The organism is Thioclava marina (assembly GCF_002020135.1).
Taxonomy (GTDB): domain Bacteria; phylum Pseudomonadota; class Alphaproteobacteria; order Rhodobacterales; family Rhodobacteraceae; genus Thioclava; species Thioclava marina.
The window spans coordinates 996,529-1,018,219 of record NZ_MPZS01000001.1 but is presented as its reverse complement, the minus strand read 5'-3'; the positions used below and the strand labels follow the sequence as shown (position 1 = coordinate 1,018,219).

Here is a 21,691-nt window from a genome sequence, read left to right as displayed (position 1 = left end):
GCAACAGAATTTGACTCAGATCAAGCCCTTTCACCCTATGGCTCAAGACGACGTATACCCTGTCTCGCTTGCTTGCGGAGACTGCCCGATCCAGCACCGGGCCGTTTGCGCACGTTGCGATTCGGAAGAGCTCGTGGAGCTTGAGAAGATCAAGTATTACCGCAGCTTCGAAGCGGGTCAGACGGTGATCTGGGCAGGCGATCAGATGGATTTCGTGGCCTCTGTGGTCTCCGGGATCGCGACGCTGACGCAAACGCTCGAGGACGGACGCACGCAGATGGTGGGGCTTTTGCTGCCGTCTGATTTCGTGGGCCGTCCGGGGCGCGCCCGCGCGGCCTATAACGTGACCGCCACAACCGACATCCTGATGTGCTGCTTCCGCAAGAAGCCCTTCGAGGAAATGATGGATCGCACGCCGCATATCGCGCAGCGTCTGTTGCAGATGACCCTCGACGAGCTGGATGCCGCGCGCGAATGGATGCTGCTGCTTGGTCGCAAGACCGCACGCGAGAAGATCGCGTCGCTCCTGTCGATCGTGGCGCGGCGCGATGCCTCCGTTAATATGTCGACCGCAGCGGCACGGATGACCTTCGATCTGCCGCTGACCCGTGAGGCGATGGCGGACTATCTCGGGCTGACGCTCGAGACGGTGAGCCGCCAGATGTCCGCGCTCAAGCGCGACGGGGTCATCGAGTTGCAGGGCAAGCGCCACGTGACCGTACCCGACATGGACCGGCTTTTGCTTGAAGCGGGCGACGATAGCGACGGCGGCTTCCTCGTTTGAAGCGGCGCTTCGTCACTCTGGACGTTTTCACCGACGCGGCGCTGGCCGGCAATCCTCTGGCAATCGTGGAAGAGGCCGAAGGTCTCGACACCGCGCAGATGCAGGCGATTGCGCGCGAGTTCAACCTTTCCGAAACAGTGTTCCTGTTTCCCCCGCGGCGTCCGGACCATGAGGCGCAGCTGCGTATATTCACGCCCGCCGGAGAGATACCCTTCGCCGGACATCCGACGATCGGCACGGCGATCCATCTAGCGACAACGCGCCACGGGCCCGGTTTCGAGGGGCGTCTGGTTTTGGGCGAAAAGGCGGGGCCGGTGCCTGTGCGGGTCTGGTCGGAGAGCGGGCGGATGCGGGCGGAATTGACCGCGCCTGTCCTGCCCGAGCAAGGTACGGTTGTGCCGACCCGCTCCGATTGCGCCGCAGCGTTGGGGTTGGAAGAGGACGACCTCGGGAGGCTCGTGCCGCAGCTTTGGCGTGGCGGGCCGGGGTTTCTCTTTATCGAGCTGGCATCTCTGGACGCGCTTGCGAGGGCGCGGCCGATCCAACCGACTTTCGACGCGCTGATGAGTCGGGTCGGCGAACTGGGCGCTTACGTCTTCACCGCGGGCGAGGACTGCGATTTTCAGGCACGGATGTTCGCGCCGGCCGAGAACATGCCCGAAGACCCCGCGACCGGCTCGGCGACGGCGATCCTTGCTGGTCCGCTGGTTGGACAGGGTCGCGTCGGTGAGGGGGAGACGGTCTTCCGGCTACGGCAGGGCGTCGAGATGGGGCGGCCCTCCGACCTGGTTTTGCGCATCGAAGTCGAAGGCGGCCAGTTGCGTGCGGCGCATGTCGCGGGCTGCGCGGTGCCGGTGATGCGCGGCGAGATTGACCTGCCCGGCCTCTGAACGCCCGATCTTCGCCGGAATTTGCCGCTAGCCTCGCAAACATCCCGTTGGAGACCGCGATGCGCCGATCGATCCTTGCCGTTGCCCTCGTCTTGCTGCCTTGTGCTGCGCAGGCTCACCCCCTGTCGCAGAGGATGGCTCAATGTTCGGGCCTTTTTCACGCGATGAGCACCTTCATGAGTGACCCCGCACGTGCGGAGAAGCTCGACAAAGCGGGGATCGCGTGGCGTGCGGCGGCCGTATCGCAGGCGCAAGGCGAGGGGCAGGTCGATCCTGCGGGCTATGTTGCCCGATACCAGCGCGAAAGCTACGAGGATTGGCGCGGGCGCGGCAAGCTCTCGGCCTTCAGCGAGGATTTTCGCGACTGGGCGAAATACTGCAACTCGCTGGCCAAATCGAAAGGGCTGACGATCATGCCCGACTGAGCGGGAGGGCAAGGAAAAACGGCGCCCCGAAGGGCGCCGCTTTGTCTCGGCGAGGGTGGCGGGCGCTCAATGCGCCATCAGCACCGGCACTTCCGCCATTTCCAGCATGTGACGCGTCGCACCGCCCAGGATCGCCTCGCGGAAGCGCGAATGGCCATAGGCGCCCATCACGATCGCATCGGCATTGGTGTCGCTGACGTGACGGTTGAGCACGTCGGAGACGCGCGGCATCGTCTTGGCGAGCACCGAGACCTCGGCGTGAACGCCGTGGCGCGAGAGCATCTGGCTGAGCTGGCCGCCCGGATCCGAGCGTTCGGGCCCATGCGCGGGCGGGTCGATGATGGTGATGTCGACCAGATCGGCCGCCTTGAGCACCGGCAGGGCCGCGCGGATCGCGCGCATCGATTCATGCGATTGGTTCCAGGCGACCACGACGCGCTTGGCGGGCATGTCGCTCGTATAGCCGTCGGGGACGATCACCACGGGCACCTGACCTTCGAAGAGAGCGGCTTCGACCGCAGCTTCGATCTCCGGTCCGCGACCTTCGCCATAGGGTCGACCCATGACCACAAGATCGGCAAAGCGCGCCCGCAGGCCAACAACTGTCGCCATCGCGCCGATCTGGCTGACGACAGCGTCGACGCCCCAGCGGATATCCTCGCTATCGAGGCGTTCGCGTACGGCGACCTCGGCGGCGCGGGCATCCTCCTGCGCGCGATCCATCGTTTCTTGCTGCACGAAAGCGGTTGCCCCGGCATAATAATAGCCGGTCTGTGTGCGATCGACGCCGAGACAAAGCACATCGAGATGGGCTTCGCGGCGGCGCGCGATGGCAATCGCCGTTTCAAGCTGCGATGCCGCGGCTTTCGGGTCTGTGACGATCGTCAGAAGAGTTTTGTAAGACATCGGTCCTGTCCTTGCGCTGTCCGATTAACGTTTCGGATCCCAAGCTAACTCGACGAAATCCGTATGACTTTGACACGGATCAAGAGTGGTGGCCCAAAGATCACGTCCCTGCGACCGAATGGCGCAGTTGGATCGCGAGCATTTGATGCAGATCAAGGCATCGTGCATACCCTGACCCCACAAGGACTACAGTCACGTTCCGGGGGGATTCTCGTTTCACGAGTCGAAGCCCGGAAGGCAGACAAGACGAAGGGACGCACAAAATGTGGGATTACATCAAGCTGATCGCGCTTGGTCTCGTGGCGGTGTTGGCCGCCATCGCGGCCGGGAACGCGCGCGATCTTGCCTATCAGGTGAATGCCGTCGAGGTCATGCTGGCCGCGGCGATCGCGTTCATCTGGGTGCTTCGCACCATGGGGAGCCGCCAGCCGGCACCGCAAAACGAGTATTTCGACGGCGTGGTTCGAGCCGGGGTGATCGCGACGACCTTCTGGGGCGTCGTGGGCTTCCTGGTCGCCGTAATCATCGCTTTCCAGCTCGCCTATCCGGTTCTCAATTTCGAGTGGGCGCAAGGTTACCTGAACTTCGGCAAGCTGCGCCCGCTGCACACTTCGGCGGTCATCTTCGCCTTTGGCGGCAACGCGCTGATCGCGTCGAGCTTCTACGTCGTGCAGCGCACCTCCGCGGCGCGGCTGTGGGGCGGTGGCCTCGGCTGGTTCGTGTTCTGGGGCTACAACCTGTTCATCGTGCTCGCCGCGACGGGTTACATTCTGGGCGCGACGCAATCCAAGGAATACGCGGAGCCGGAATGGTATGTCGACTGGTGGCTGACCATCGTTTGGGTCGCCTATCTGCTCGCCTTCCTCGGCACCATCTTCAAGCGTAAAGAGCCCCACATCTACGTGGCGAACTGGTTCTACCTGTCCTTCATCGTGACCATCGCCATGCTGCACGTGGTCAACAACCTCGCCATCCCGGTCTCCTTCTTCGGGTCCAAGTCGGTCCAGGTCTTCTCGGGCGTGCAGGACGCGATGACCCAGTGGTGGTACGGCCACAACGCAGTGGGCTTCTTCCTGACCGCAGGCTTCCTGGGCATGATGTACTACTTCGTGCCGAAGCAGGCCGAACGTCCGGTCTATTCCTACAAGCTGTCGATCGTGCACTTCTGGGCACTGATCTTCCTGTACATCTGGGCTGGTCCGCACCACCTGCACTACACGGCGCTGCCCGACTGGGCCTCGACGCTGGGCATGGTGATGTCGGTGATCCTGTGGATGCCCTCCTGGGGTGGCATGATCAACGGCCTGATGACGCTCTCGGGCGCCTGGGACAAGCTGCGCACCGATCCGGTCATCCGGATGATGGTGGTGTCGGTCGGCTTCTACGGCATGTCGACCTTCGAAGGCCCGATGATGTCGATCAAGGCGGTGAACTCGCTGTCGCACTACACCGACTGGACGATCGGTCACGTGCACTCGGGCGCGCTCGGCTGGAACGGCATGATCACCTTCGGCACGCTCTACTTCCTCGTGCCGCGTCTGTGGGCGCGTGAAGGGCTCTACTCGCTGAAACTGGTGAGCTGGCACTTCTGGCTCTCGACGATCGGCATCGTGCTCTACGCCGCCTCGATGTGGGTTGCGGGTATCATGCAGGGTCTGATGTGGCGCGAAGTGGACAGCCAGGGCTTCCTCGTGAACGCCTTCGCCGACACCGTGGCCGCAATGCACCCGATGTTCGTGGTGCGCGCTCTGGGCGGGGTGCTCTACCTCACCGGTGGCATCATCATGGCCTACAACCTGTATATGACGGTCGCTCGTCAGCCGCGCGTGGAATCGCGTTCGGTTGCCGCTGTGCCCGCCGAGTAAGGAGGAGAACAGATGGGACTTCTCGACAAGCACGGCGTAATTGAAAAGAACGCCACGCTGCTTCTGATCTTCGCCTTCCTCGTGGTCACCGTGGGCGGCATCGTGGAAATCGCACCGCTCTTCTACCTCGAGAACACGATCGAGGATGTGGACGGCATGCGCCCCTACACGCCGCTCGAACTGACCGGTCGCGACATCTACATCCGTGAGGGCTGCTATGTCTGCCACTCGCAGATGATCCGTCCGATGCGCGACGAGGTGGAACGGTACGGTCACTACTCGCTGGCAGCGGAGTCGCAATACGACCACCCGTTCCAGTGGGGCTCGAAGCGGACGGGGCCCGACCTCGCCCGCGTCGGCGGCCGTTACTCGGATGCCTGGCATGTGGATCACCTGACCAACCCGCAATCGGTCGTTCCGGAATCGGTGATGCCGAAATACGGCTTCCTGCTGAACCGGATGATCGAGCCGGCGCATATCGATCAGCGTCTGTCGACCGATGCGATGGTGGGTGTGCCCTACACGTCGGACATGATCGAGAACGCGAAGGCGGACTTTGCCGCCCAGGCGGATCCCGATGCCGACACTGACGGGCTGCTGGAGCGTTATCCCAACGCCACCAACGTCCGTAACTTCGACGGTCGCCCCGGCATCTCCGAGATGGACGCTCTTGTCGCCTATCTCCAGGTGCTCGGAACCATGGTCGATTTCTCGACCTTCCAACCCGTGGCCAGCCGGTAAGGGGGCTTAGCGATGGACTATCACATCCTCAGGGAATTCGCGGACAGCTGGTTTCTGATCTTCCTGTTCACGTTCTTCCTCGGCATCGTCGTCTGGGTGTTTCGCCCCGGTGCGCGCCGGACCTACGAGGATACGTCCGCGATCCCTTTCCGGAATGAAGACAAACCCGCCAGTTCCGAGGAGCCCGGCGCAAGCCGGGACTCCAAGGAATGACGGCGCCACGTTCTAAGGAGGCGTGGAGAAAATGAGCAAAAAACCGTTGAAGAAGAAGCACGAAGTCGAAACCACGGGGCACTCGTGGGACGGCATCGAGGAATATAACAACCCTCTCCCCAGATGGTGGCTGTGGACGTTCTACGCCTGCATCATCTGGGGCGTCGGCTACTCGATCGCCATGCCCGCCTGGCCGATCTTCAAATCGGGGGCGACCCCGGGGATTCTGGGCTCCTCGACGCGTGCGAACGTTCAGGCCGATCTCGACAAGTTCGCGGCGATGAACAAGCCGATCCAGGAGAAACTGGTTGCGGTGGATCTCGACCAGATCGCGGAAGACCCGGAGCTGCGCAACTACACGCAGAACGCCGGTGCGGCCGTGTTCCGGACCTGGTGCGCTCAGTGCCACGGTGCGGGTGCGGGCGGTAACCCGGGTCTGGGTTACCCGAACCTGCTCGACAGCGACTGGCTCTGGGGTGGCACGATGGAGGAAATCCATTTCACCATCACCCACGGCATCCGTAACGAGACCGATCCCGAAGAAGAGGCGCGTTTCTCGCAGATGCCCGCTTTCGGCAAGGACGGTATCCTCTCGGGTGAGGAAATCGACCAGGTCGTGCAATATGTCCGTCAGATCTCGGGCCAGGAGAGCGATGCGGAACTCGCATCGGCTGGCGAGACGGTCTTCATGGACAACTGCTCTGCTTGCCACGCCGAAGACGGCACTGGCGACCAGATGCAGGGCGCACCGAACCTGACCGACGCGATCTGGCTCTATGGTGGGGATGTGGACACGCTGACCTACACCGTGACCAACGCCCGTTTCGGCGTGATGCCGAACTGGAACGAGCGTCTGACCGAAGCGGATATCCGTGCGGTCGCGTCCTATGTCCACAGCCTCGGCGGTGGTCAGTAACACGGCATCCGTGGGGGCTTCGGTCCCCTCGGGTAGCACCGGCGCCCCGTCCTGTTCGCGCGTTTCCTGGGGGTGCCGGTGCCCTTTTCAAGAGGGCCCTCTGGGGCCCTCTTTTTTCGTGTTGAGGGTTACCTTTCCTTACTCTTGGATGTATCTTTCGCAAAAGCAAGGTCTGAGGCACCAGAGCACGCCCATGTGATGAGTGAACCCGCTTCGAGGGCTTGGAAACCGGCGCGCCGGAGACCTGGCCCTGCGACCAAACGCCCAGTTTTTCCTGCATGGCAAATCTGCCTTTTTGACGCAGGTCAAAGTCTTGGGCCCGGTGTCAGCCCAGAAGTGGCTTCGGACGCAGTCAAATAACGGAGAGAGTCGTGAGCTCCACCGAACCAGTTGAACCCCCGCCGCTTTACTCCGCGCGCGAGCCGGTTTTCCCGCGTCGCGTCAAGGGCCAGTTCCGCAACCTGAAATGGGTTCTGATGGCCATGATGCTGGGGCTTTACTACATCCTGCCGTGGATCCGTTGGGATCGCGGGCCGGAACTGCCCAATCAGGCGGTCCTGCTCGATCTCGCCAACCGACGCTTCTTCTTCTTCATGATCGAGATCTGGCCGCACGAATTCTATTTCGTCGCGGGCCTCCTGATCATGGCTGGTCTCGGTCTCTTCCTGTTCACCTCGGCGCTGGGGCGGGTGTGGTGCGGCTATGCCTGTCCGCAGACCGTCTGGACCGACCTTTTCATCCTGGTCGAGCGTTGGGTCGAAGGCGACCGCAACGCCCGGATCCGCCTGCTGCGTCAGAACTGGAATGCCGAGAAGATCCGCAAGCGCGTCACGAAATGGGTGCTCTGGTTGCTGATCGGTCTCGCGACGGGCGGGGCCTGGGTGTTCTACTTCACCGATGCGCCGACGCTGCTGCGCGACCTCTTCGCCGGCACCGCCTCGCCGGTGGCGTATATCACCATCGCCGTCGCCACCGCGACGACCTTCGCCTTCGGCGGCTTCGCACGCGAGCAGATCTGTATCTACGCCTGCCCCTGGCCGCGGATTCAGGCTGCGATGATGGACGAGGACACGATCACCATCGCCTATCGCGAATGGCGCGGCGAACCGCGCGGCAAGCTCAAGAAGGGCGAGCACGATCCGACCCAGGGCGATTGCATCGACTGCATGGCCTGCTTCAACGTCTGCCCGATGGGGATCGACATTCGCGACGGCCAGCAACTCGAATGCATCACCTGCGGTCTTTGCATCGATGCCTGCAACGAGATGATGGACAAGATCGGCAAGCCGCGTGGCCTGATCGGTTACATGGCGCTCAAGGACGAAGCCAACGAGCGTTCCGGCAACCCGGTCATCAACGTCTGGAAGCACATTCTGCGCCCGCGCACGCTCCTCTATTTCACGCTGTGGGCGGGGATCGGCATCGGGCTCGTCGTGGCGCTCTTCATGCGCTCGCCGATCGATTTCAACATTACCCCGAACCGCGATCCGCTCTACGTGATGGAGCCCGACGGCACGATCCGCAACATCTATACACTGCGGCTGCGCAACAAGTCGGGCGAGGATACCGCCTTCAAGGTCTCGGTCATCGCGCCGACGCAGGAAGAGCAATCGACGCTCTCCCTTGCGCTCGAAGGGACGGACGGCGATACCGTGACGGTACCGGCGGATGAAACCTACACGCAGCGTCTCTATATCATGGCTGCGCCGGGCTCTTCGCTGGCGACTTCGGACCGGACCGAACTGACGGTCTGGGTCGAGGATACCCATAACACGGACCGCGTCTCGACCGAGACGGTCTTCAACGGAAAGGCGAAATGAGCGTGATGTCGAAACCTCTGACCGGCCGGAAAGTGTTGATGATTGCCGTGGGTGCCTTCGGCATCATCATCGCGGTGAACCTCGTGATGGCCTGGCAGGCAGTCAGCACCTTTCCCGGTCTGGAGGTGAAGAACTCCTATGTGGCGTCGCAGCAGTTCGACAAGAACCGCGCGGCGCAGGAGGCGCTCGGCTGGACGGTTTCTCCCGACTATTCGGACGGCAAGCTGAGCCTTGTCGTCCGTGACAACTCGGGGCTGCCGGCGAAGGTCAAGACGCTGAAGGCGCTGATCGGGCGCACCACCCATGTCCGCGAGGACGTGGAGCCGAAATTCAACTACGTGGGCGGCATCTTCGTCACCCCGTTGCAGCTCGGGCCGGGTGCCTGGCTGATCCATCTTGATGCCGAGGCCGCCGATGGCACGCATTTTCGCCAGCGGATCGACCTCTTCGTGAAAGGCTGAGTGCGATGACGGTTTCGCCGGCGCCATCTCGCAGCGTGGACGAGTTCGAGGACGAGCATGTCTCGGCCTCGGCCTGCCCTGCCTGCATCGCGGCCCCTTCGGCCGAGCAGATGGCGAAATCGGGCGATATCAGGGGCGCGCGGATCATGCTCTCGCTGCCCACAGCGCATTGTGCGGTCTGCATCACCGATGTCGAGCGCGAGTTGATGAAGCAGCCGGGCGTGAAATCGGCCCGGGTGAACCTGACGCTGAAACGCGCCTCGGTCGATGCCGAAAGCGATGTCGAGGCGGCGAACCTGATCTCGGCACTCGACCGGATCGGCTATGAGGCGCATGAGCTCGATCCGGGCATGCTCTCGGCCACTGAGGCCGACAAGCGCGGTCGCGATCTTCTGATGCGTATCGGCGTCGCGGGCTTCGCGATGATGAACATCATGATGCTCTCGGTCGCGGTCTGGTCCGGGGCCGAGGACACGACGCGCGACCTGTTCCACTGGATCTCGGCGGCGATCGCGATCCCGACGACGATCTTTGCGGCGCAACCCTTCTTCGCCAACGCCTGGGCTGCGCTGCGCGGCGGGCGTCTGGGGATGGATGTTCCGATCTCGCTCGCGATCCTGCTGGCCCTCGGGATCTCTTTGTTCGAGACGATGCATTCCGGCTCGCATGCCTATTTCGAGGCGGCGACGATGCTCACCTTCTTCCTGCTGGTGGGGCGCTATCTCGACTATCGCACCCGCGCCGTGGCACGCTCGGCGGCCGAAGAGCTGGCCGCGCTCGAAGTGCCGCGCGCGACCGTGCTGCGCGAGGGGGCCGAGGTCGTGGTGCCGGTCGGGGAACTCGTGCCGGGCGATCTGATCCGGGTGCGTCCGGGCGGCCGCATCCCCGCCGACGGCGAGGTGATCGAGGGCCATTCCGAGAGCGACCGCTCGGTGCTCACGGGCGAGAGCCTGCCGGTGCAGGTCGCGCCGGGCATGGTGCTTTCGGCGGGCGAAGTGAACCTGACCGGCCCGCTGACGATCCGCGTCACGGCGGCGGGCAAGGACAGCTCGCTACATCGCATGGCCGATCTCGTGGCGATGGCGGAAAGCGCCAAGACCAAATATACCTCGCTGGCCGAACGCGCCGCGCGCCTCTACGCGCCGATCGTTCACCTGCTGTCCTTCGCGGCCTTCTGTTCCTGGGCCTGGATCACGGGCGGGGATTTCCGTCTGGCAGTGAACATCTCGGCCGCGGTTCTGATCATCACCTGCCCCTGTGCTCTGGGTCTCGCGGTGCCTGCGGTCGTGACGGCTGCGTCGGGCAAGCTGTTCCGCAAGGGGCTGCTGATCAAGGATGGCACGGCGCTCGAACGTCTGGCCGAGGTCGACACGGTCGTCTTCGACAAGACCGGCACGCTGACGATGGGGGCGCCGCGCCCGCAGAACCTGTCCGCGCTTTCCGCCGAGGCTCTATCGGTCGCGATGGCTCTGGCCGAGGGCTCGGCTCACCCGCTTGCGCGCGCGCTCCATGACGTTGCGTTGGGGCAGGGGGCGGCGCCCGCCATTCTCGAGGATCTGCGCGAAGTTCCGGGTTACGGCGTCGAGGGCCGTTGGCAGGGCCAGACCGTGCGTCTGGGCCGCGCGAACTGGATCGGGGCCGAGGATGGCGCGACCACCGCGACCCATCTGCGGATCGGCAATGGCGCACCGATCGCGATCACCTTTGCCGACAGCCTGCGCCCGGGCGCCGAAGAGGCGGTGGCGGGTCTCAAGGCGCAGGGCAAACAGGTCTGGCTGGTTTCGGGCGATGTCGAGGGCGCGGTCTCCGAGCTCGCCGCTCGCCTGGGTATCGAGAATTACCGCTCCGGTGCGTTGCCGCTCGAAAAGGCGCAGCTGGTGAACGATCTCACCCATGAGGGCCATCGCGTGCTGATGGTGGGCGACGGGCTCAACGACACGGCCGCGCTGGCCGCCGCGCATGTCTCGGTCTCTCCGGCCTCGGCGCTCGATGCCGCGCGCACCGCCTCGGATATCGTGCTGCTGGGCAAGGAGCTTGCCCCGGTCGCGGATGCGGCGTCGATCGCGGTGCGCGCGCGCCGCCGGATCAAGGAAAACTTCGGCATCTCGATCGTCTATAACATTATCGCGGTGCCGCTGGCGCTGGTCGGGCTCGCAACCCCGCTGATGGCGGCGCTCGCGATGTCGGCCTCGTCGATCACCGTCTCGCTGAACTCGCTGCGCCTGCGCTGAGAAAGACTGACGATGGACGCACTTCTCTACTCGATCCCGATCTCGCTGCTGCTGGGCGGCATTGGCCTTGCCGCCTTCTGGTGGTCGATCAAGAACCGCCAGTATGACGATCCGAAGGGCGACGCCGAGCGCATCCTCTCGGACGAGTTTGACGACCGGCCCAAGCAGGACTGAGCGGGCCGGGGCTCGGATCTCCAACAACGCAAGAGAAAAGCCGCGCCCTGCGAAGCGCGGCTTTCTCTGATCTGGCCCGACCGGAGGAAGAGGGGTCAGGGGCCGATCACCTTGCAATCCATCGCGCGGGCCTGCAGGCGCGCGCAGGCGAGCGAAGCCATATCCTCGGTCATCCCGACGAAATTCGCCTCATAGCCGGTCTTGCGTTGTGCGACCTTGCGAAGTGCCTCGCCCAAGGTATCCGATTCCATCAGCGCCGTCGTCAGCATATGACGCTCGGCCGCGAAACGTGAGCCGAATTGACCGAGGCTGACGCCCCAGTTGCGCCCGCCAGAGCTGGAGACGCGCGCCACGATGCGCGGTTTGGCCTGCGGCGCGGGGGCAGGCGGCGTGAGTGCCGCGAGAATCATCGTCGAGGGCCGCGCTTCGGGTGCATCGGCCATGGCGACGGTTTCGGGCTGAGGTGCGGTCACTTGGAGGAAGCCAGGGGTGGGGGGCACTGCGTCGCCTTCGGCAAGGCTTTCGTCGCCCAGATCAAGCGTGCGCGCCTGCGCAAGCTCCTGCGTCTCGGGCTGCGGCTCGGTGCTCTGGATGAATTTCGGTCCGCTCGGCGCATCTGCCTGAGGCTCGTAGGAGGCGAGCTGGATATCGCTGGGCTCGGCTGCGGCATCGGCCTCGGCGCGCGCGGCCGCGTCGCTGGCCTGCGCCTGTGCGAGCGGAGTGGCCTTGGTCACGGCGGCGGGCAGCGATTGTGTGGCTTCGGCGATCATGACCGGGCGCGGCGCGGGCATCGGGCGCGGGCTCGCGATGATGTCGGTACCGATCCCGACCGTTCCGGCCTCGGCCACGACGATATCTTCCGCATCCGGCGCGTCTGCGGCCGCCTCGCCGGGCGCATCGGTCTCGAGGGCCGCGAGCTGGGTGTCAGCTGCGGGCGCATCGCTTTCCTCGGCCACGTCTTCGGGGACATCCGTCGCATTGTCGTCAGCCTGATCGGCCTGCACGGCTTCCGCGAGGGCCAGCGCGATCGCATCGCTGTCGGCCCTGGGCGGCGCGGGGCGGGCATCGGGGCGGGGGCTTTCCTTCGGAGCAAGCGGCTTGGCGCTTGCCAGAAGCATCGGCTGGCCGCCGTCCTGCGGTTCCATGTAGCGCGGCGGGGTCGGGCGCTGGGTCGGCGCCTTGGAGGGCGCGCGCTTGAAGCCCAGGTCCAAAAGCTCCGCCATCTTGGCGTTGCGCTGCGCGGTCGAAGTGCCGCCGAAAACGGTGGCGATGACGCGTTCGTTGCCGCGCTTGGCCGAGGCGGTCAGGTTGAAGCCCGACGCCGAGGTGTAACCGGTCTTGATCCCGTCCGCGCCCTGATAGGCGTTCAGGAAACGGCGGTTCGTCGAATAGACGGTCGCGATCTTCGCATCGGCCGAACGGCGCGAGAAGATGTTGTAATATTGCGGGAAGTCGAAGAACAGGTGGCGCCCGAGGATCGTCATGTCATGGGCCGAGGACAGGTGCCCCTTGCGGGTCAGGCCGTTGGCATTGACGAAATGGGTGTTGGTCATTCCGAGCTGACGGGCGGTGCGGTTCATGCGGTCGGCAAAGCCCTCCTCGGAGCCGCCGATGAAATCGCCAAGCGCTGCGGCCGCATCATTGGCCGATTTGATCGCGGCGGCGCGGATCAGGTAGCGCACGGCGATCTTCTGGCCCGGCCGCAGACCGAGTCGCGACGGTGGCTGAGAGGCGGCATGCTTGGTGACGGTGACCATCTCGTCGAGGCTGATCTCCCCATGCTCGATCGCCTGGAAGGTGATGTAGAGCGTCATCATCTTGGTCAGTGAGGCGGGGTGCAGCGGGGTATCGGCATTCTTGGAGTAGAGCACCTCGCCGGTGCGCATATCCATCACCATCGCCGCGTAAGGCGCAGCCATCGCCGCAAGCGGGGCGAAAATTGTCAGAAGAAATACGAACAGCCCTGAACGGACCCAGCGCATCAGCGTGGTCACGGCTCTCACCTTTTTACTGCCTCTCGCGCCCCTTGTCTTATGTGCCGCATCGTTGACGGCTTTCGGGACTTGCTGCGATCAGCGTAACACGTGCCCTGCGAGCTGAAAACCATCTATTTTCAAGCGGTTTCAGTGCGACATTCATGCAATACCGCAAGATGTGGTGGGCTGACCCGCAGGCACCCCTCTAGGGGTTGATCGCGATTTCGTGAGGGCGGAAAAGTCGCGCTCAGCTCTCGATCCGTTCGATCAACGCGGGCAGGCCGCTGAGGTCGGGAAGTTCGGCGAAACGCGGGTGCGCCACCGGGGCTTCGGCATGTTCGAGCGCCCATGTCAGCTCATGGGGAACATGCACCCCCCAGCCACCGGCTTCGATCATCGGGATGACATCGGATTTCAACGAGTTGCCGGCCATCAATCCGTGCTCGGCCCCCGCGCCGTGGCGTGCGAAAACCTCGGCATAAACCGCTGGCTTCTTGTCCGAAACGATCTCGACGGCGTCGAAGAGATCCCCCAGGCCCGATTGCGCCAGTTTGCGCTCCTGATCGATCAGGTCGCCCTTGGTCACAAGCATGATCCGGTAGTGATCCGAAAGCGACTCGATCACCTTGCGCACATGCGGCAAGAGCTCGATCGGGTGGGAGAGCATTTCGCGGCCCGCAGCGAGGATCTCGGCCAGAACCGAGGCCGGCACGCGCCCCTCGCTCACCTCGATTGCGGTCTCGATCATCGAGAGGGTAAAGCCCTTCACCCCGAATCCGTAATGGGTGATGTTGCGTTTCTCAGCCTCGATCAGACGCTCGCCCAGATGGTCGGCGCCCGCGTGATCGGCCATCAGTTCGGCAAAGCGCGCCTGCGTTAGCTGGAAGAAGCGCTCGTTGTGCCACAGCGTATCATCCGCATCGAACCCGATCACCGTGAGCCGCATCGTTTCGCCTTTCGTCACTCTCAAGCCTCAAAGGCTTTTCATATGTCACGAAGAGCCTATATTCCGCCAGAGCCCCTCAACGATTCCTGATTGCCGGAGTGCCCGTGATCGAGCCGCTTCAAATGATGTCCGACGACAACAAGGACGACAGCGAAGACGAAACCGGAGTCGCGACCAAGACCCGGCCCAAGACGCAGCGCCCGCCGATGTACAAGGTGATGCTGCTCAACGATGATTACACGCCGATGGAATTCGTCGTGCATATCCTCGAGCGTTTCTTCGGCATGAACCACGCGCAGGCCTTCGAGATCATGCTGACCGTGCACAAGAAGGGACTGGCCGTCGTCGGCGTGTTCTCCTTCGAGGTCGCCGAAACCAAGGTCGCGCAGGTGATGGATTTCGCCCGCCGCCACCAGCACCCTCTGCAATGCACGATGGAGAAGGACTGACGTTCCGCGCTTTCTTGCAGAATCTGCGCCGCCCGCCTATCTGGCGGGCTCGTTTCTTTCCGGAGGTCCGCCGATGAGCCATCCCCGCCTGACGCTTGCGCTCGAACTGCCCGGCTCTCTGCCGGAGACGGGCGACATCGCGCTGTTCGCACCCTCGGGCACGCTCGATCTGGGCGGGCTGCCGCTGGAGCGGCTCGTCGCCATCCAGGGCGAGAAGCCCGACTACGATGCGCTGTCCGCGCGCGGGGTTCGGGTGAGCGTTGCGCCCGAAGGCAACTATGCCGCAGCGATCGTCTTCGCGCCGCGCGCCAAGGCCGAGGCCAAGGCGCTTCTTGCCGAGGCTGCCGCGCGCGTCACCGATGGCGGCCCGGTTTTCGTCGACGGGGTAAAGACCGAGGGGATCGACTCGCTGATCAAGGAATTGCGCGGCCGGGTGGATCTCTCCGCCCCGATCGCCAAGGCGCATGGCAAGATTGCGTGGTTCGCTGCCGACCCGGCACCGCTTGCGGATTGGGCTGCAACGGACCTGCATCCGACTGAGGGTTTCGTGACCCGTCCCGGCGTGTTTTCCGCCGATGCGGTGGATGAGGGATCGGCGCTGCTGGCCGAATGCCTTCCCGAGACTTTGCCCGCGCGGGTCGCCGATCTTGGCGCTGGCTGGGGCTGGCTCTCGGCGCAGATCCTCGCGCGCAAGGGCGTGGAACAGCTCGATCTCGTGGAGTCGGACGCGGTCGCGCTCGAGTGCGCCAAGCGCAACATCTCCGATCCGCGCGCCCATTTCCTCTGGGCCGATGCGACCCGCCATATGCCCGAAGACCGCTACAATGCCGTCGTGATGAACCCGCCTTTCCATGGCGCCGCGCGCGGCGCCGAGCCTGGTTTGGGGCTGGCCTTCATCCATGCCGCGCAACGGATGCTCTCTCTTTCGGGCACGCTCTGGATGGTCGCGAACCGTCACCTTCCCTATGCCGATGCGCTCTCCGAGGCGTTCCAGGAGGTCGAGGAGATCACTCCGCCGACCGGCCCCTCGACCCGGTTTCGCATTATCCGCGCGGCCAAGCCGCTTTCGGCAAAACAGGTGGCGAGCAAACGCGCCACAGACGCGCCCAAACGCAGCCTCGCCCCTCGCAAGCGGCGTTGAGCTCGCCTAACCTGCGCCAAACCACCCAGGGAGACCTCCCATGTCCCTTTCCATTTCCGGCAAGACCGCCATCGTCACGGGCGCGGCCCACGGTATCGGCCTCGCCATCGCGCGCCATTTCATCGACCGTGGCGCCCAGGTCATGTTTGCCGATATCGACGAAGAGAAACTGCTCTCCGAACTCGGTGACGAGGCGAAGTCCGAAGGATCCGCCCGTTACTTCTCGGGCGACCTTTGCGAGAAGCTGACGGTGAAGAACCTGCTGTCGGCCACGGTGGACGCGTTCGATCGGATCGACATCCTCGTGAATTGCGCGCGCACCTTCGCGCCCTGCGATCCGCTGGAGCCTTCGACCGAGGTGCTCGACGCGATGCTCGCGCAGAACATGAAATCGGCCCTGCGGGTGTCGCAGCTGACCGCAAAACGGATGATCAAACAGGCCGAGGACGAGGGCCGCACCGAGGGCGAGATCGGCACGATCATCAATGTCTCGACGCTTGCCTCGGCGCGCACCCAGCCCGAGTTGATGGCCTATTCCATCGCCTGCGCCGCACAGGATCAGGCGATCCGCTCGCTCGCTGTCGCGCTGGCGCCGCATCGTATCCGCGTGAACGGGGTGAGCTTCGCCTCGGTGATGAGCCGCTCGCTGCAAGATGCGCTGAAGGAAAACCACGACTGGCGCGAGGCGATCTGCGAAGGCACCCCTCTGGGACGCATCGCTCCTCCCTCGGAACTGGCCGAGACGGTCCAATACCTGGCCTCCTCGGGCGCAAGCTTCGTGACCGGTCAGATCATCAATGTCGATGGCGGGCGCGGTCTTCTGGACCGGGTGCAGGTCCCGGCATTCTAAGGGGCCCTTTTAAAGGCTAGGGCCTGCGCGGCTTACTGCGCATCTTCCGGATAGGCCGCCTTGCAGGCCGCGATCTGCGCCTCGGCGGCTTTGCTAAGCTCGGCCTGCCGCTTGAGCAGGTTTTCGAGCTTGCGTTTCTCCACGACAGGGTCGATCGGCACCGGGCGCTCCCGGGTCACCGTGTAATCCTCCAGACACATGCGCGGCCGCCTGATCACCTTGTCCCCCTTGGTGATCGTGTCATAGCCGCAGATTTCCCAGCGGCTCGTTTCGGTCTCGTATTCCTGCCAGGCATAGCCACGCGCGAGATTGCCGCGCACCTCTGCGACCAGTTGGGTCACCCGGCGCAATTCGGCGGTCGATTGCCGGATGCAGCGCTCCTGCGGTGTGCCGCAGGCGGCCAGAAGAAAAAGCGGGATCAGGAACAGGGCAGCACGCATCGGGCATCTCCTTTCTTCCAGCCTACGCCTGTGCGCGCGTGTGATCAATCGCGCCCTTTCCGCACGCGCACCGGCCTGCTAAGGATCGCGCCAAAGCTATGGGAGGCCCCGCATGACTGACACGGTTGAGGATTTCGACGCCCGCAAGGCCCGGGCGAGCCAATGGTTCTCGGATCTGCGCGACCGGATCGTGGCCGCATTCGAAGGTCTCGAGGACAGTCACGCCGACGGCCCGCTCGCCGATCAGGCACCGGGCCGGTTCGAAGTCACGCCCACCGAGCGCAAGGGCCCGAACGGCGAGGACCACGGCGGCGGCAAGATGAGCGTGATGCGCGGCGGCCGGGTCTTCGAGAAGGTCGGCGTCAATATCTCGACCGTTTGGGGCGAGCTGGCTCCGCGCGCGCAAAAGGCGATGGCGGCGCGCGGGGTGCCGGGGATGGAGGAAGACCCGCGCTTCTGGGCAAGCGGGATTTCCCTCGTTGCCCACATGCAGAACCCGCATTGCCCCGCCGTGCACATGAACACGCGCATGTTCTGGACGCCCGGAGCCTGGTGGTTCGGCGGCGGTGCGGATCTCAATCCCTGCCTCGAATATGACGAGGATACCGAGCATTTCCACGCTCAGATGCAAGCGGCCTGCGATACCCATGACAAGAGCTATTACGACCACTTCAAGGCCTGGGCGGACGAGTATTTCTTCGTGCCCCATCGCGGTCGCGCGCGCGGCGTCGGCGGCATCTTCTACGACGACCTGAACACCGATGACTGGGACGAGGATTTCGCCTTCACCCAATCGGTTGGCGCGGCTTTCCTGCCTGCCTTCCAGCCGCTGGTCGAGAAGCGCCGTGTGCAGGACTGGTCCGAGGAGGATCGCGAGACCCAACTGCGCCATCGCGGGCTCTATGCCGAATATAATCTGGTCTATGACCGGGGCACGAAATTCGGGCTCGAGACCGGACACAATGCCGATGCGGTACTGATGAGCCTGCCGCCTGTGGCGAAGTGGTATTGAGGGGGTGGCCCACACCCCCTTCAGCGGCCTGCGAGCTTCGAATGAAAGGCGCGCGGCCGCTCTCGGATGATGCCGTTCACTCCGGGATATTTTTACAGGGCCGAAGAGGCACATGGGATCCCTGAGTTACGATACGCTCTTCGCCTTCACCCTGGCTTCGGTGCTGATCGAGCTGACGCCGGGGCCGAACATGGCCTATCTCGCGCTGGTCGCCGCCTCGCAGGGACGCCGCCCGGGCTATGCGGCGGTGTCAGGCGTGGCTCTGGGGCTGGCGCTGATCGGGATCGCGGCGGCGCTGGGGGTGGCGGCGCTGGTGAGCGCGTCGAACGCCGCCTATGAGGGGCTGCGCTGGGCGGGCGTGCTTTACCTGCTCTGGCTCGCCTGGGATGGCTGGCGCGGGGCAGGCAACGAGGCCGCCCAATTCGCGCCGCTCGGATCGTCGAACTGGCGCTATTTCCGGCGCGGTCTGATCACCAACCTGCTCAACCCCAAGGCGGCGGTGTTCTATATCGCGGTGCTGCCGACCTTCCTCGCCGCACGGTCCGATGCGCTGCGCGAGGTATTCGTCCTCACCGCGATCTATGTCTTCGTCGCCACCGCGATCCACTTGGCGATCGTCACTGCAGCGGGTGCCGCGCATCGGTTCTTCGAGGATCCGAGACGCGCCCTTATTCTCGGGCGCGTGCTCTCCTTGGCTCTGGCGGCGGTGGCGGTCTGGTTCGCGGTTAAGACCGCACGTTAACCGTTGCGGATCGTCTCGATCATCAGCGCCACATTCTCGGGATCGGCATCGGGGGTGATGCCATGGCCGAGGTTGAAGATATGCGGGCCGTTCTTGAAGGCCTCGACGACATGGCGGGTTTCGTCGATCAGGGCCTGACCGCCGGTGACCATGTGCTTGGGGTCGAGATTGCCCTGCACGCAGCCCGAGATCTGCACGTTGGCCGCGCCCCATTCCGGCGTCACCGAATTGTCGAGCGCCACGCAATCGGCGCCGGTTTTCTCGTGGAAGCCGATATAGCCCTCGCCCGCCTCGCGCGGGAAGGCGATGATCGGCAGGCCGGGGAAGCGCGCCTTCATCTCGGAGATGATCTTGCGGGCGGGCTCGACCGCGAAATCCTCGAAATCCTGGCCCTTGAGCGACCCGGCCCAGCTGTCGAAGATCTTCACGACTTCCGCCCCGGCCTCGACCTGTTTCGAGAGATATTCGATGGTCGAGACGGTGAGCAGGTCGATGATCTTCGAGAAAGTCTCGCGATCCTCGGCCTTGAGCGCATGCGCCGGGCCCTGATCCTTCGTGCCGCGGCCCGCGATCATGTAGGTCGCGACCGTCCAGGGCGCGCCGGCAAAGCCGATCAGCGTCGTCTCGCGCGGCAGTTCCCGGCTCAGGATGCCGACGGTCTCGTAGACGGGGGCGAGGGTTTCGTGGATGTCATCCTTGCCCTTGAGCTTGGCGAAATCGGCGGCGCTCGTGGTGGTCGAGAGGCGCGGGCCTTCGCCGGTGACGAACCACAGATCGGCACCAAGCGCCTGCGGCAGCAGAAGAATGTCGGCAAACAGGATCGCCGCGTCGAAGCCGTAGCGGCGGATCGGCTGCAAGGTCACCTCGGCGGCGAGATCCGGCGTGTAGCAAAGCGACAGGAAATCGCCTGCCTGAGCGCGCGTGGCGCGATATTCGGGCAGATAGCGGCCCGCCTGGCGCATCATCCAGACCGGCGGGGTGGGCAGAACCTCGCCATTCAAAGCCCGCAGGATCGTCTTGTCGGTCATTCGCGCCTCCTCTTTGCCCCCTTCATCGCCACCTGAGGCGTCATGTCAAGCGCGAGCCCCATTGCACGGGCCATCTGTCGCGGATATTCCGGTGCCATGACACAGATGCTCGATGCGAAATCCCCGCTCAAGATCGGCACCCGCGGCTCGCCGCTGGCGCTTGCGCAGGCCTACGAGACCCGGCAGCGGCTGATGGCTGCGCATGGTCTGCCCGAAGAGGCTTTCGAGATCGTGGTGATCAAGACCACGGGCGACGACCGGGCACTGATCGCGTCCGACACGCCGCTCAAGGAGATCGGAAACAAGGGGCTGTTCACCAAGGAAATCGAAGAGGCGATGGTCGATGGCCGCATCGACATCGCCGTGCATTCGATGAAGGACATGCCGACCGAGCAGCCCGAGGGGCTGGTGCTCGATTGCTACCTGCCGCGCGAAGATGTGCGCGATGCCTTCGTGTCGCTGCTTCACGACTCGATCAAGGCGCTGCCCGAGGGCGCGAAAGTGGGCTCGTCGAGCCTGCGCCGCCGCGCGCAGCTCGGTCATGTGCGCCCCGATCTGGAGCTGGTGGAGTTTCGCGGCAACGTGCAGACCCGGCTCAAGAAGCTCGAAGACGGGGTGGCGGCGGCGACCTTCCTCGCGATGGCGGGGCTGAACCGTCTGGGCATGACCGATGTGGCGCGCTGCGCGATCGAGCCCGAAGAGATGCTGCCCGCCGTGGCACAGGGTGCGATCGGGATCGAACGCCGGATGTCGGATGGGCGCGCCGAGGCGCTGCTCGATCCGATCCACGATGTGCCTACGGCGCAGCGTCTGGCGGCGGAGCGGGCCTTCCTCGCGACGCTCGACGGGTCGTGCGAAACCCCGATCGCGGGTCTGGCGCTGATCGAAGGCGACCGGCTCTGGCTGCGCGGCGAGATCCTGCGGCCCGATGGTTCCGAGGCGATCTCGGGCGAGCGTTGGGGCGATATCGACGATGGGGCCGCGATGGGCGAACACCTCGCGCGCGACCTGCTGTCTCAGGCGGGCGAAGGTTTCTTCGACTGGCGCTGAGCGCCGCTTAGCACAGCAACTGGCCGGATGCGCGCCGCTGCAAGGCGTGCTCCATCTCCGGTACCTCGCCCTCGCCATAGCCGCGCAGGGCGAGCCGTTCCAGCGGTGTCAGATCGCACCAGAACCGCTTGAGCACCAGATCGCGCTTGCGCCGCGGGATATCGGCCAAGCGCATCTCGTAAATCTCGTCGGCCACGGCCAGCAGGCGCGGGTGGAGGCTTTGCAGAAGGGGCTCTAACGCAGCCCGCGCGCTGGCCGCGTTTCGCAGCCGCAAGATCGCGCCTTCTCCGACCGTCATCACCTGTATCAGCGACCAGCCCAGCACATCTGCCGCGCAGTGGGGCGGGATCGGCTTGTGGCCCGTCAGCCCATAGGTCAGGCACAACACCGCACGCTCATCTGGCTCCATGGCCTGTATGATGCGCGCGCAAGCCTGCTCCTGCGCGGTCTCGGCATCTTCGAGCCGACCCAGCCGAGGCGTCATCACATCCGCCCTCGGCCCCTCCGCACGCGTCAGGATATTGCGGATCGCCGTGTCGAACTTGAGAGCGATATGGCGTGAGAGCATGTCGGAACCTTTCTGCCTGTGACTGTCCTCTCTCCGCCCTTTCAATTCAGTTAGCGCGCCGGG

Annotated in this window: 23 protein-coding genes; 17 read left to right on the top strand and 6 right to left on the bottom strand. The window is 64.4% G+C overall.

Annotated features, from left to right (window positions below; genetic code table 11):
- The first annotated feature begins 37 nt into the window (after positions 1-37).
- From fnrL to BMG00_RS04865, 3 genes are all read left to right on the top strand, one after another.
- Positions 38-784, top strand: a complete 747-nt coding sequence (fnrL, locus tag BMG00_RS04875) for a transcriptional regulator FnrL (protein ID WP_078524976.1) — start codon at positions 38-40, stop codon at positions 782-784.
- Positions 781-1,674, top strand: a complete 894-nt coding sequence (locus tag BMG00_RS04870) for a PhzF family phenazine biosynthesis protein (protein WP_078573535.1) — start codon at positions 781-783, stop codon at positions 1,672-1,674. Before fnrL ends, BMG00_RS04870 begins: the two co-directional genes overlap by 4 nt.
- Before the next feature lie 176 nt (positions 1,675-1,850).
- Positions 1,851-2,099: a hypothetical protein gene (locus BMG00_RS04865; RefSeq protein WP_146642559.1), complete on the top strand. Its 249-nt coding sequence runs from the start codon at positions 1,851-1,853 to the stop codon at positions 2,097-2,099.
- A 66-nt stretch (positions 2,100-2,165) separates the two neighbouring features.
- On the opposite strand, the gene BMG00_RS04860 is transcribed toward BMG00_RS04865, so the two are convergent.
- Positions 2,166-3,005 carry a universal stress protein gene (locus BMG00_RS04860; protein WP_078524969.1) on the bottom strand — a complete coding sequence of 280 codons (840 nt, stop codon included), beginning with the start codon at positions 3,003-3,005 and terminating at the stop codon, positions 2,166-2,168.
- Between the two features lie 263 nt (positions 3,006-3,268).
- On the opposite strand from BMG00_RS04860, the gene ccoN reads away from it, so the two are divergent.
- From ccoN to ccoS, 8 genes are all read left to right on the top strand, one after another.
- Positions 3,269-4,870, top strand: a complete 1,602-nt coding sequence (gene ccoN / locus BMG00_RS04855) for a cytochrome-c oxidase, cbb3-type subunit I (protein WP_078524967.1) — start codon at positions 3,269-3,271, stop codon at positions 4,868-4,870.
- 12 nt (positions 4,871-4,882) lie between these two features.
- On the top strand, positions 4,883-5,611 hold the full coding sequence (gene ccoO, locus BMG00_RS04850) for a cytochrome-c oxidase, cbb3-type subunit II (protein ID WP_078524965.1): 729 nt from the start codon (positions 4,883-4,885) through the stop codon (positions 5,609-5,611).
- Between the two features lie 12 nt (positions 5,612-5,623).
- Positions 5,624-5,824, top strand: a complete 201-nt coding sequence (locus BMG00_RS04845; protein WP_038072058.1) for a CcoQ/FixQ family Cbb3-type cytochrome c oxidase assembly chaperone — start codon at positions 5,624-5,626, stop codon at positions 5,822-5,824.
- A 31-nt stretch (positions 5,825-5,855) separates the two neighbouring features.
- Complete coding sequence (ccoP, locus tag BMG00_RS04840; RefSeq protein WP_078524964.1) at positions 5,856-6,740, top strand: cytochrome-c oxidase, cbb3-type subunit III; 885 nt, start codon at positions 5,856-5,858, stop codon at positions 6,738-6,740.
- 371 nt (positions 6,741-7,111) lie between these two features.
- On the top strand, positions 7,112-8,560 hold the full coding sequence (gene ccoG / locus BMG00_RS04835) for a cytochrome c oxidase accessory protein CcoG (RefSeq protein ID WP_078524962.1): 1,449 nt from the start codon (positions 7,112-7,114) through the stop codon (positions 8,558-8,560).
- Positions 8,557-9,021, top strand: a complete 465-nt coding sequence (locus BMG00_RS04830; RefSeq protein ID WP_337957650.1) for a FixH family protein — start codon at positions 8,557-8,559, stop codon at positions 9,019-9,021. The genes ccoG and BMG00_RS04830 overlap by 4 nt, the downstream gene beginning before the upstream one ends.
- 5 nt (positions 9,022-9,026) lie before the next feature.
- Positions 9,027-11,252 (top strand): heavy metal translocating P-type ATPase, encoded by a 2,226-nt coding sequence (locus BMG00_RS04825; RefSeq protein WP_078573534.1) that lies wholly within the window; start codon positions 9,027-9,029, stop codon positions 11,250-11,252.
- Between the two features lie 12 nt (positions 11,253-11,264).
- Positions 11,265-11,426, top strand: coding sequence for a cbb3-type cytochrome oxidase assembly protein CcoS (gene ccoS / locus BMG00_RS04820; RefSeq protein ID WP_038072065.1), 162 nt, complete (start codon positions 11,265-11,267; stop codon positions 11,424-11,426).
- 95 nt (positions 11,427-11,521) lie between these two features.
- Here ccoS and BMG00_RS04815 read toward each other — a convergent pair whose 3' ends face one another.
- Together BMG00_RS04815 and BMG00_RS04810 are read right to left on the bottom strand one after the other, a co-directional pair.
- Complete coding sequence (locus BMG00_RS04815) at positions 11,522-13,408, bottom strand: D-alanyl-D-alanine carboxypeptidase family protein (RefSeq protein ID WP_078527124.1); 1,887 nt, start codon at positions 13,406-13,408, stop codon at positions 11,522-11,524.
- Between the two features lie 241 nt (positions 13,409-13,649).
- Positions 13,650-14,348, bottom strand: a complete 699-nt coding sequence (locus tag BMG00_RS04810; protein ID WP_078524958.1) for an HAD family hydrolase — start codon at positions 14,346-14,348, stop codon at positions 13,650-13,652.
- A 125-nt stretch (positions 14,349-14,473) separates the two neighbouring features.
- Here BMG00_RS04810 and clpS point away from each other — a divergent pair, with 125 nt between their 5' ends.
- From clpS to BMG00_RS04795, 3 genes are all read left to right on the top strand, one after another.
- Positions 14,474-14,797 (top strand): ATP-dependent Clp protease adapter ClpS, encoded by a 324-nt coding sequence (clpS, locus tag BMG00_RS04805; protein WP_093470013.1) that lies wholly within the window; start codon positions 14,474-14,476, stop codon positions 14,795-14,797.
- Positions 14,798-14,870: 73 nt separating this feature from the next.
- Positions 14,871-15,938, top strand: coding sequence for a class I SAM-dependent methyltransferase (locus BMG00_RS04800; RefSeq protein ID WP_078573533.1), 1,068 nt, complete (start codon positions 14,871-14,873; stop codon positions 15,936-15,938).
- 40 nt (positions 15,939-15,978) lie between these two features.
- On the top strand, positions 15,979-16,788 hold the full coding sequence (locus tag BMG00_RS04795) for an SDR family NAD(P)-dependent oxidoreductase (protein ID WP_078524954.1): 810 nt from the start codon (positions 15,979-15,981) through the stop codon (positions 16,786-16,788).
- Positions 16,789-16,820: 32 nt separating this feature from the next.
- On the opposite strand, the gene BMG00_RS04790 is transcribed toward BMG00_RS04795, so the two are convergent.
- Positions 16,821-17,228 carry a hypothetical protein gene (locus BMG00_RS04790; RefSeq protein WP_078524952.1) on the bottom strand — a complete coding sequence of 136 codons (408 nt, stop codon included), beginning with the start codon at positions 17,226-17,228 and terminating at the stop codon, positions 16,821-16,823.
- A gap of 112 nt (positions 17,229-17,340) precedes the next feature.
- On the opposite strand from BMG00_RS04790, the gene hemF reads away from it, so the two are divergent.
- Positions 17,341-18,240, top strand: coding sequence for an oxygen-dependent coproporphyrinogen oxidase (gene hemF / locus BMG00_RS04785; RefSeq protein WP_078573532.1), 900 nt, complete (start codon positions 17,341-17,343; stop codon positions 18,238-18,240).
- 112 nt (positions 18,241-18,352) lie between these two features.
- A complete protein-coding gene (locus BMG00_RS04780; protein ID WP_078573531.1) occupies positions 18,353-18,982 on the top strand; it encodes a LysE family translocator in 630 nt (209 codons plus the stop codon).
- On the opposite strand, the gene hemE is transcribed toward BMG00_RS04780, so the two are convergent.
- Positions 18,979-20,010, bottom strand: a complete 1,032-nt coding sequence (gene hemE, locus BMG00_RS04775) for a uroporphyrinogen decarboxylase (protein WP_078524946.1) — start codon at positions 20,008-20,010, stop codon at positions 18,979-18,981. The genes BMG00_RS04780 and hemE overlap by 4 nt on opposite strands.
- Before the next feature lie 96 nt (positions 20,011-20,106).
- Here hemE and hemC point away from each other — a divergent pair, with 96 nt between their 5' ends.
- A complete protein-coding gene (gene hemC, locus BMG00_RS04770; protein ID WP_093469903.1) occupies positions 20,107-21,060 on the top strand; it encodes a hydroxymethylbilane synthase in 954 nt (317 codons plus the stop codon).
- Between the two features lie 7 nt (positions 21,061-21,067).
- Here hemC and BMG00_RS04765 read toward each other — a convergent pair whose 3' ends face one another.
- Positions 21,068-21,628 (bottom strand): acyl-CoA synthetase family protein, encoded by a 561-nt coding sequence (locus BMG00_RS04765; RefSeq protein ID WP_078573530.1) that lies wholly within the window; start codon positions 21,626-21,628, stop codon positions 21,068-21,070.
- Between the last annotated feature and the right edge of the window lie 63 nt (positions 21,629-21,691).

Bases quoted from the DNA above. Each gene is read 5' to 3' on its own strand.
- fnrL (WP_078524976.1), top strand. From the start codon at position 38: ATGGCTCAAGACGACGTATACCCTGTCTCGCTTGCTTGCGGAGACTGC.
- BMG00_RS04865 (WP_146642559.1), top strand. From the start codon at position 1,851: ATGAGTGACCCCGCACGTGCGGAGAAGCTCGACAAAGCGGGGATCGCG.
- BMG00_RS04860 (WP_078524969.1), bottom strand. From the start codon at position 3,005: ATGTCTTACAAAACTCTTCTGACGATCGTCACAGACCCGAAAGCCGCG.
- ccoN (WP_078524967.1), top strand. From the start codon at position 3,269: ATGTGGGATTACATCAAGCTGATCGCGCTTGGTCTCGTGGCGGTGTTG.
- ccoO (WP_078524965.1), top strand. From the start codon at position 4,883: ATGGGACTTCTCGACAAGCACGGCGTAATTGAAAAGAACGCCACGCTG.
- BMG00_RS04845 (WP_038072058.1), top strand. From the start codon at position 5,624: ATGGACTATCACATCCTCAGGGAATTCGCGGACAGCTGGTTTCTGATC.
- ccoP (WP_078524964.1), top strand. From the start codon at position 5,856: ATGAGCAAAAAACCGTTGAAGAAGAAGCACGAAGTCGAAACCACGGGG.
- BMG00_RS04830 (WP_337957650.1), top strand. From the start codon at position 8,557: ATGAGCGTGATGTCGAAACCTCTGACCGGCCGGAAAGTGTTGATGATT.
- BMG00_RS04825 (WP_078573534.1), top strand. From the start codon at position 9,027: ATGACGGTTTCGCCGGCGCCATCTCGCAGCGTGGACGAGTTCGAGGAC.
- ccoS (WP_038072065.1), top strand. From the start codon at position 11,265: ATGGACGCACTTCTCTACTCGATCCCGATCTCGCTGCTGCTGGGCGGC.
- BMG00_RS04815 (WP_078527124.1), bottom strand. From the start codon at position 13,408: ATGCGCTGGGTCCGTTCAGGGCTGTTCGTATTTCTTCTGACAATTTTC.
- BMG00_RS04810 (WP_078524958.1), bottom strand. From the start codon at position 14,348: ATGCGGCTCACGGTGATCGGGTTCGATGCGGATGATACGCTGTGGCAC.
- clpS (WP_093470013.1), top strand. From the start codon at position 14,474: ATGTCCGACGACAACAAGGACGACAGCGAAGACGAAACCGGAGTCGCG.
- BMG00_RS04800 (WP_078573533.1), top strand. From the start codon at position 14,871: ATGAGCCATCCCCGCCTGACGCTTGCGCTCGAACTGCCCGGCTCTCTG.
- BMG00_RS04795 (WP_078524954.1), top strand. From the start codon at position 15,979: ATGTCCCTTTCCATTTCCGGCAAGACCGCCATCGTCACGGGCGCGGCC.
- BMG00_RS04790 (WP_078524952.1), bottom strand. From the start codon at position 17,228: ATGCGTGCTGCCCTGTTCCTGATCCCGCTTTTTCTTCTGGCCGCCTGC.
- hemF (WP_078573532.1), top strand. From the start codon at position 17,341: ATGACTGACACGGTTGAGGATTTCGACGCCCGCAAGGCCCGGGCGAGC.
- BMG00_RS04780 (WP_078573531.1), top strand. From the start codon at position 18,353: ATGGGATCCCTGAGTTACGATACGCTCTTCGCCTTCACCCTGGCTTCG.
- hemE (WP_078524946.1), bottom strand. From the start codon at position 20,010: ATGACCGACAAGACGATCCTGCGGGCTTTGAATGGCGAGGTTCTGCCC.
- hemC (WP_093469903.1), top strand. From the start codon at position 20,107: ATGACACAGATGCTCGATGCGAAATCCCCGCTCAAGATCGGCACCCGC.
- BMG00_RS04765 (WP_078573530.1), bottom strand. From the start codon at position 21,628: ATGCTCTCACGCCATATCGCTCTCAAGTTCGACACGGCGATCCGCAAT.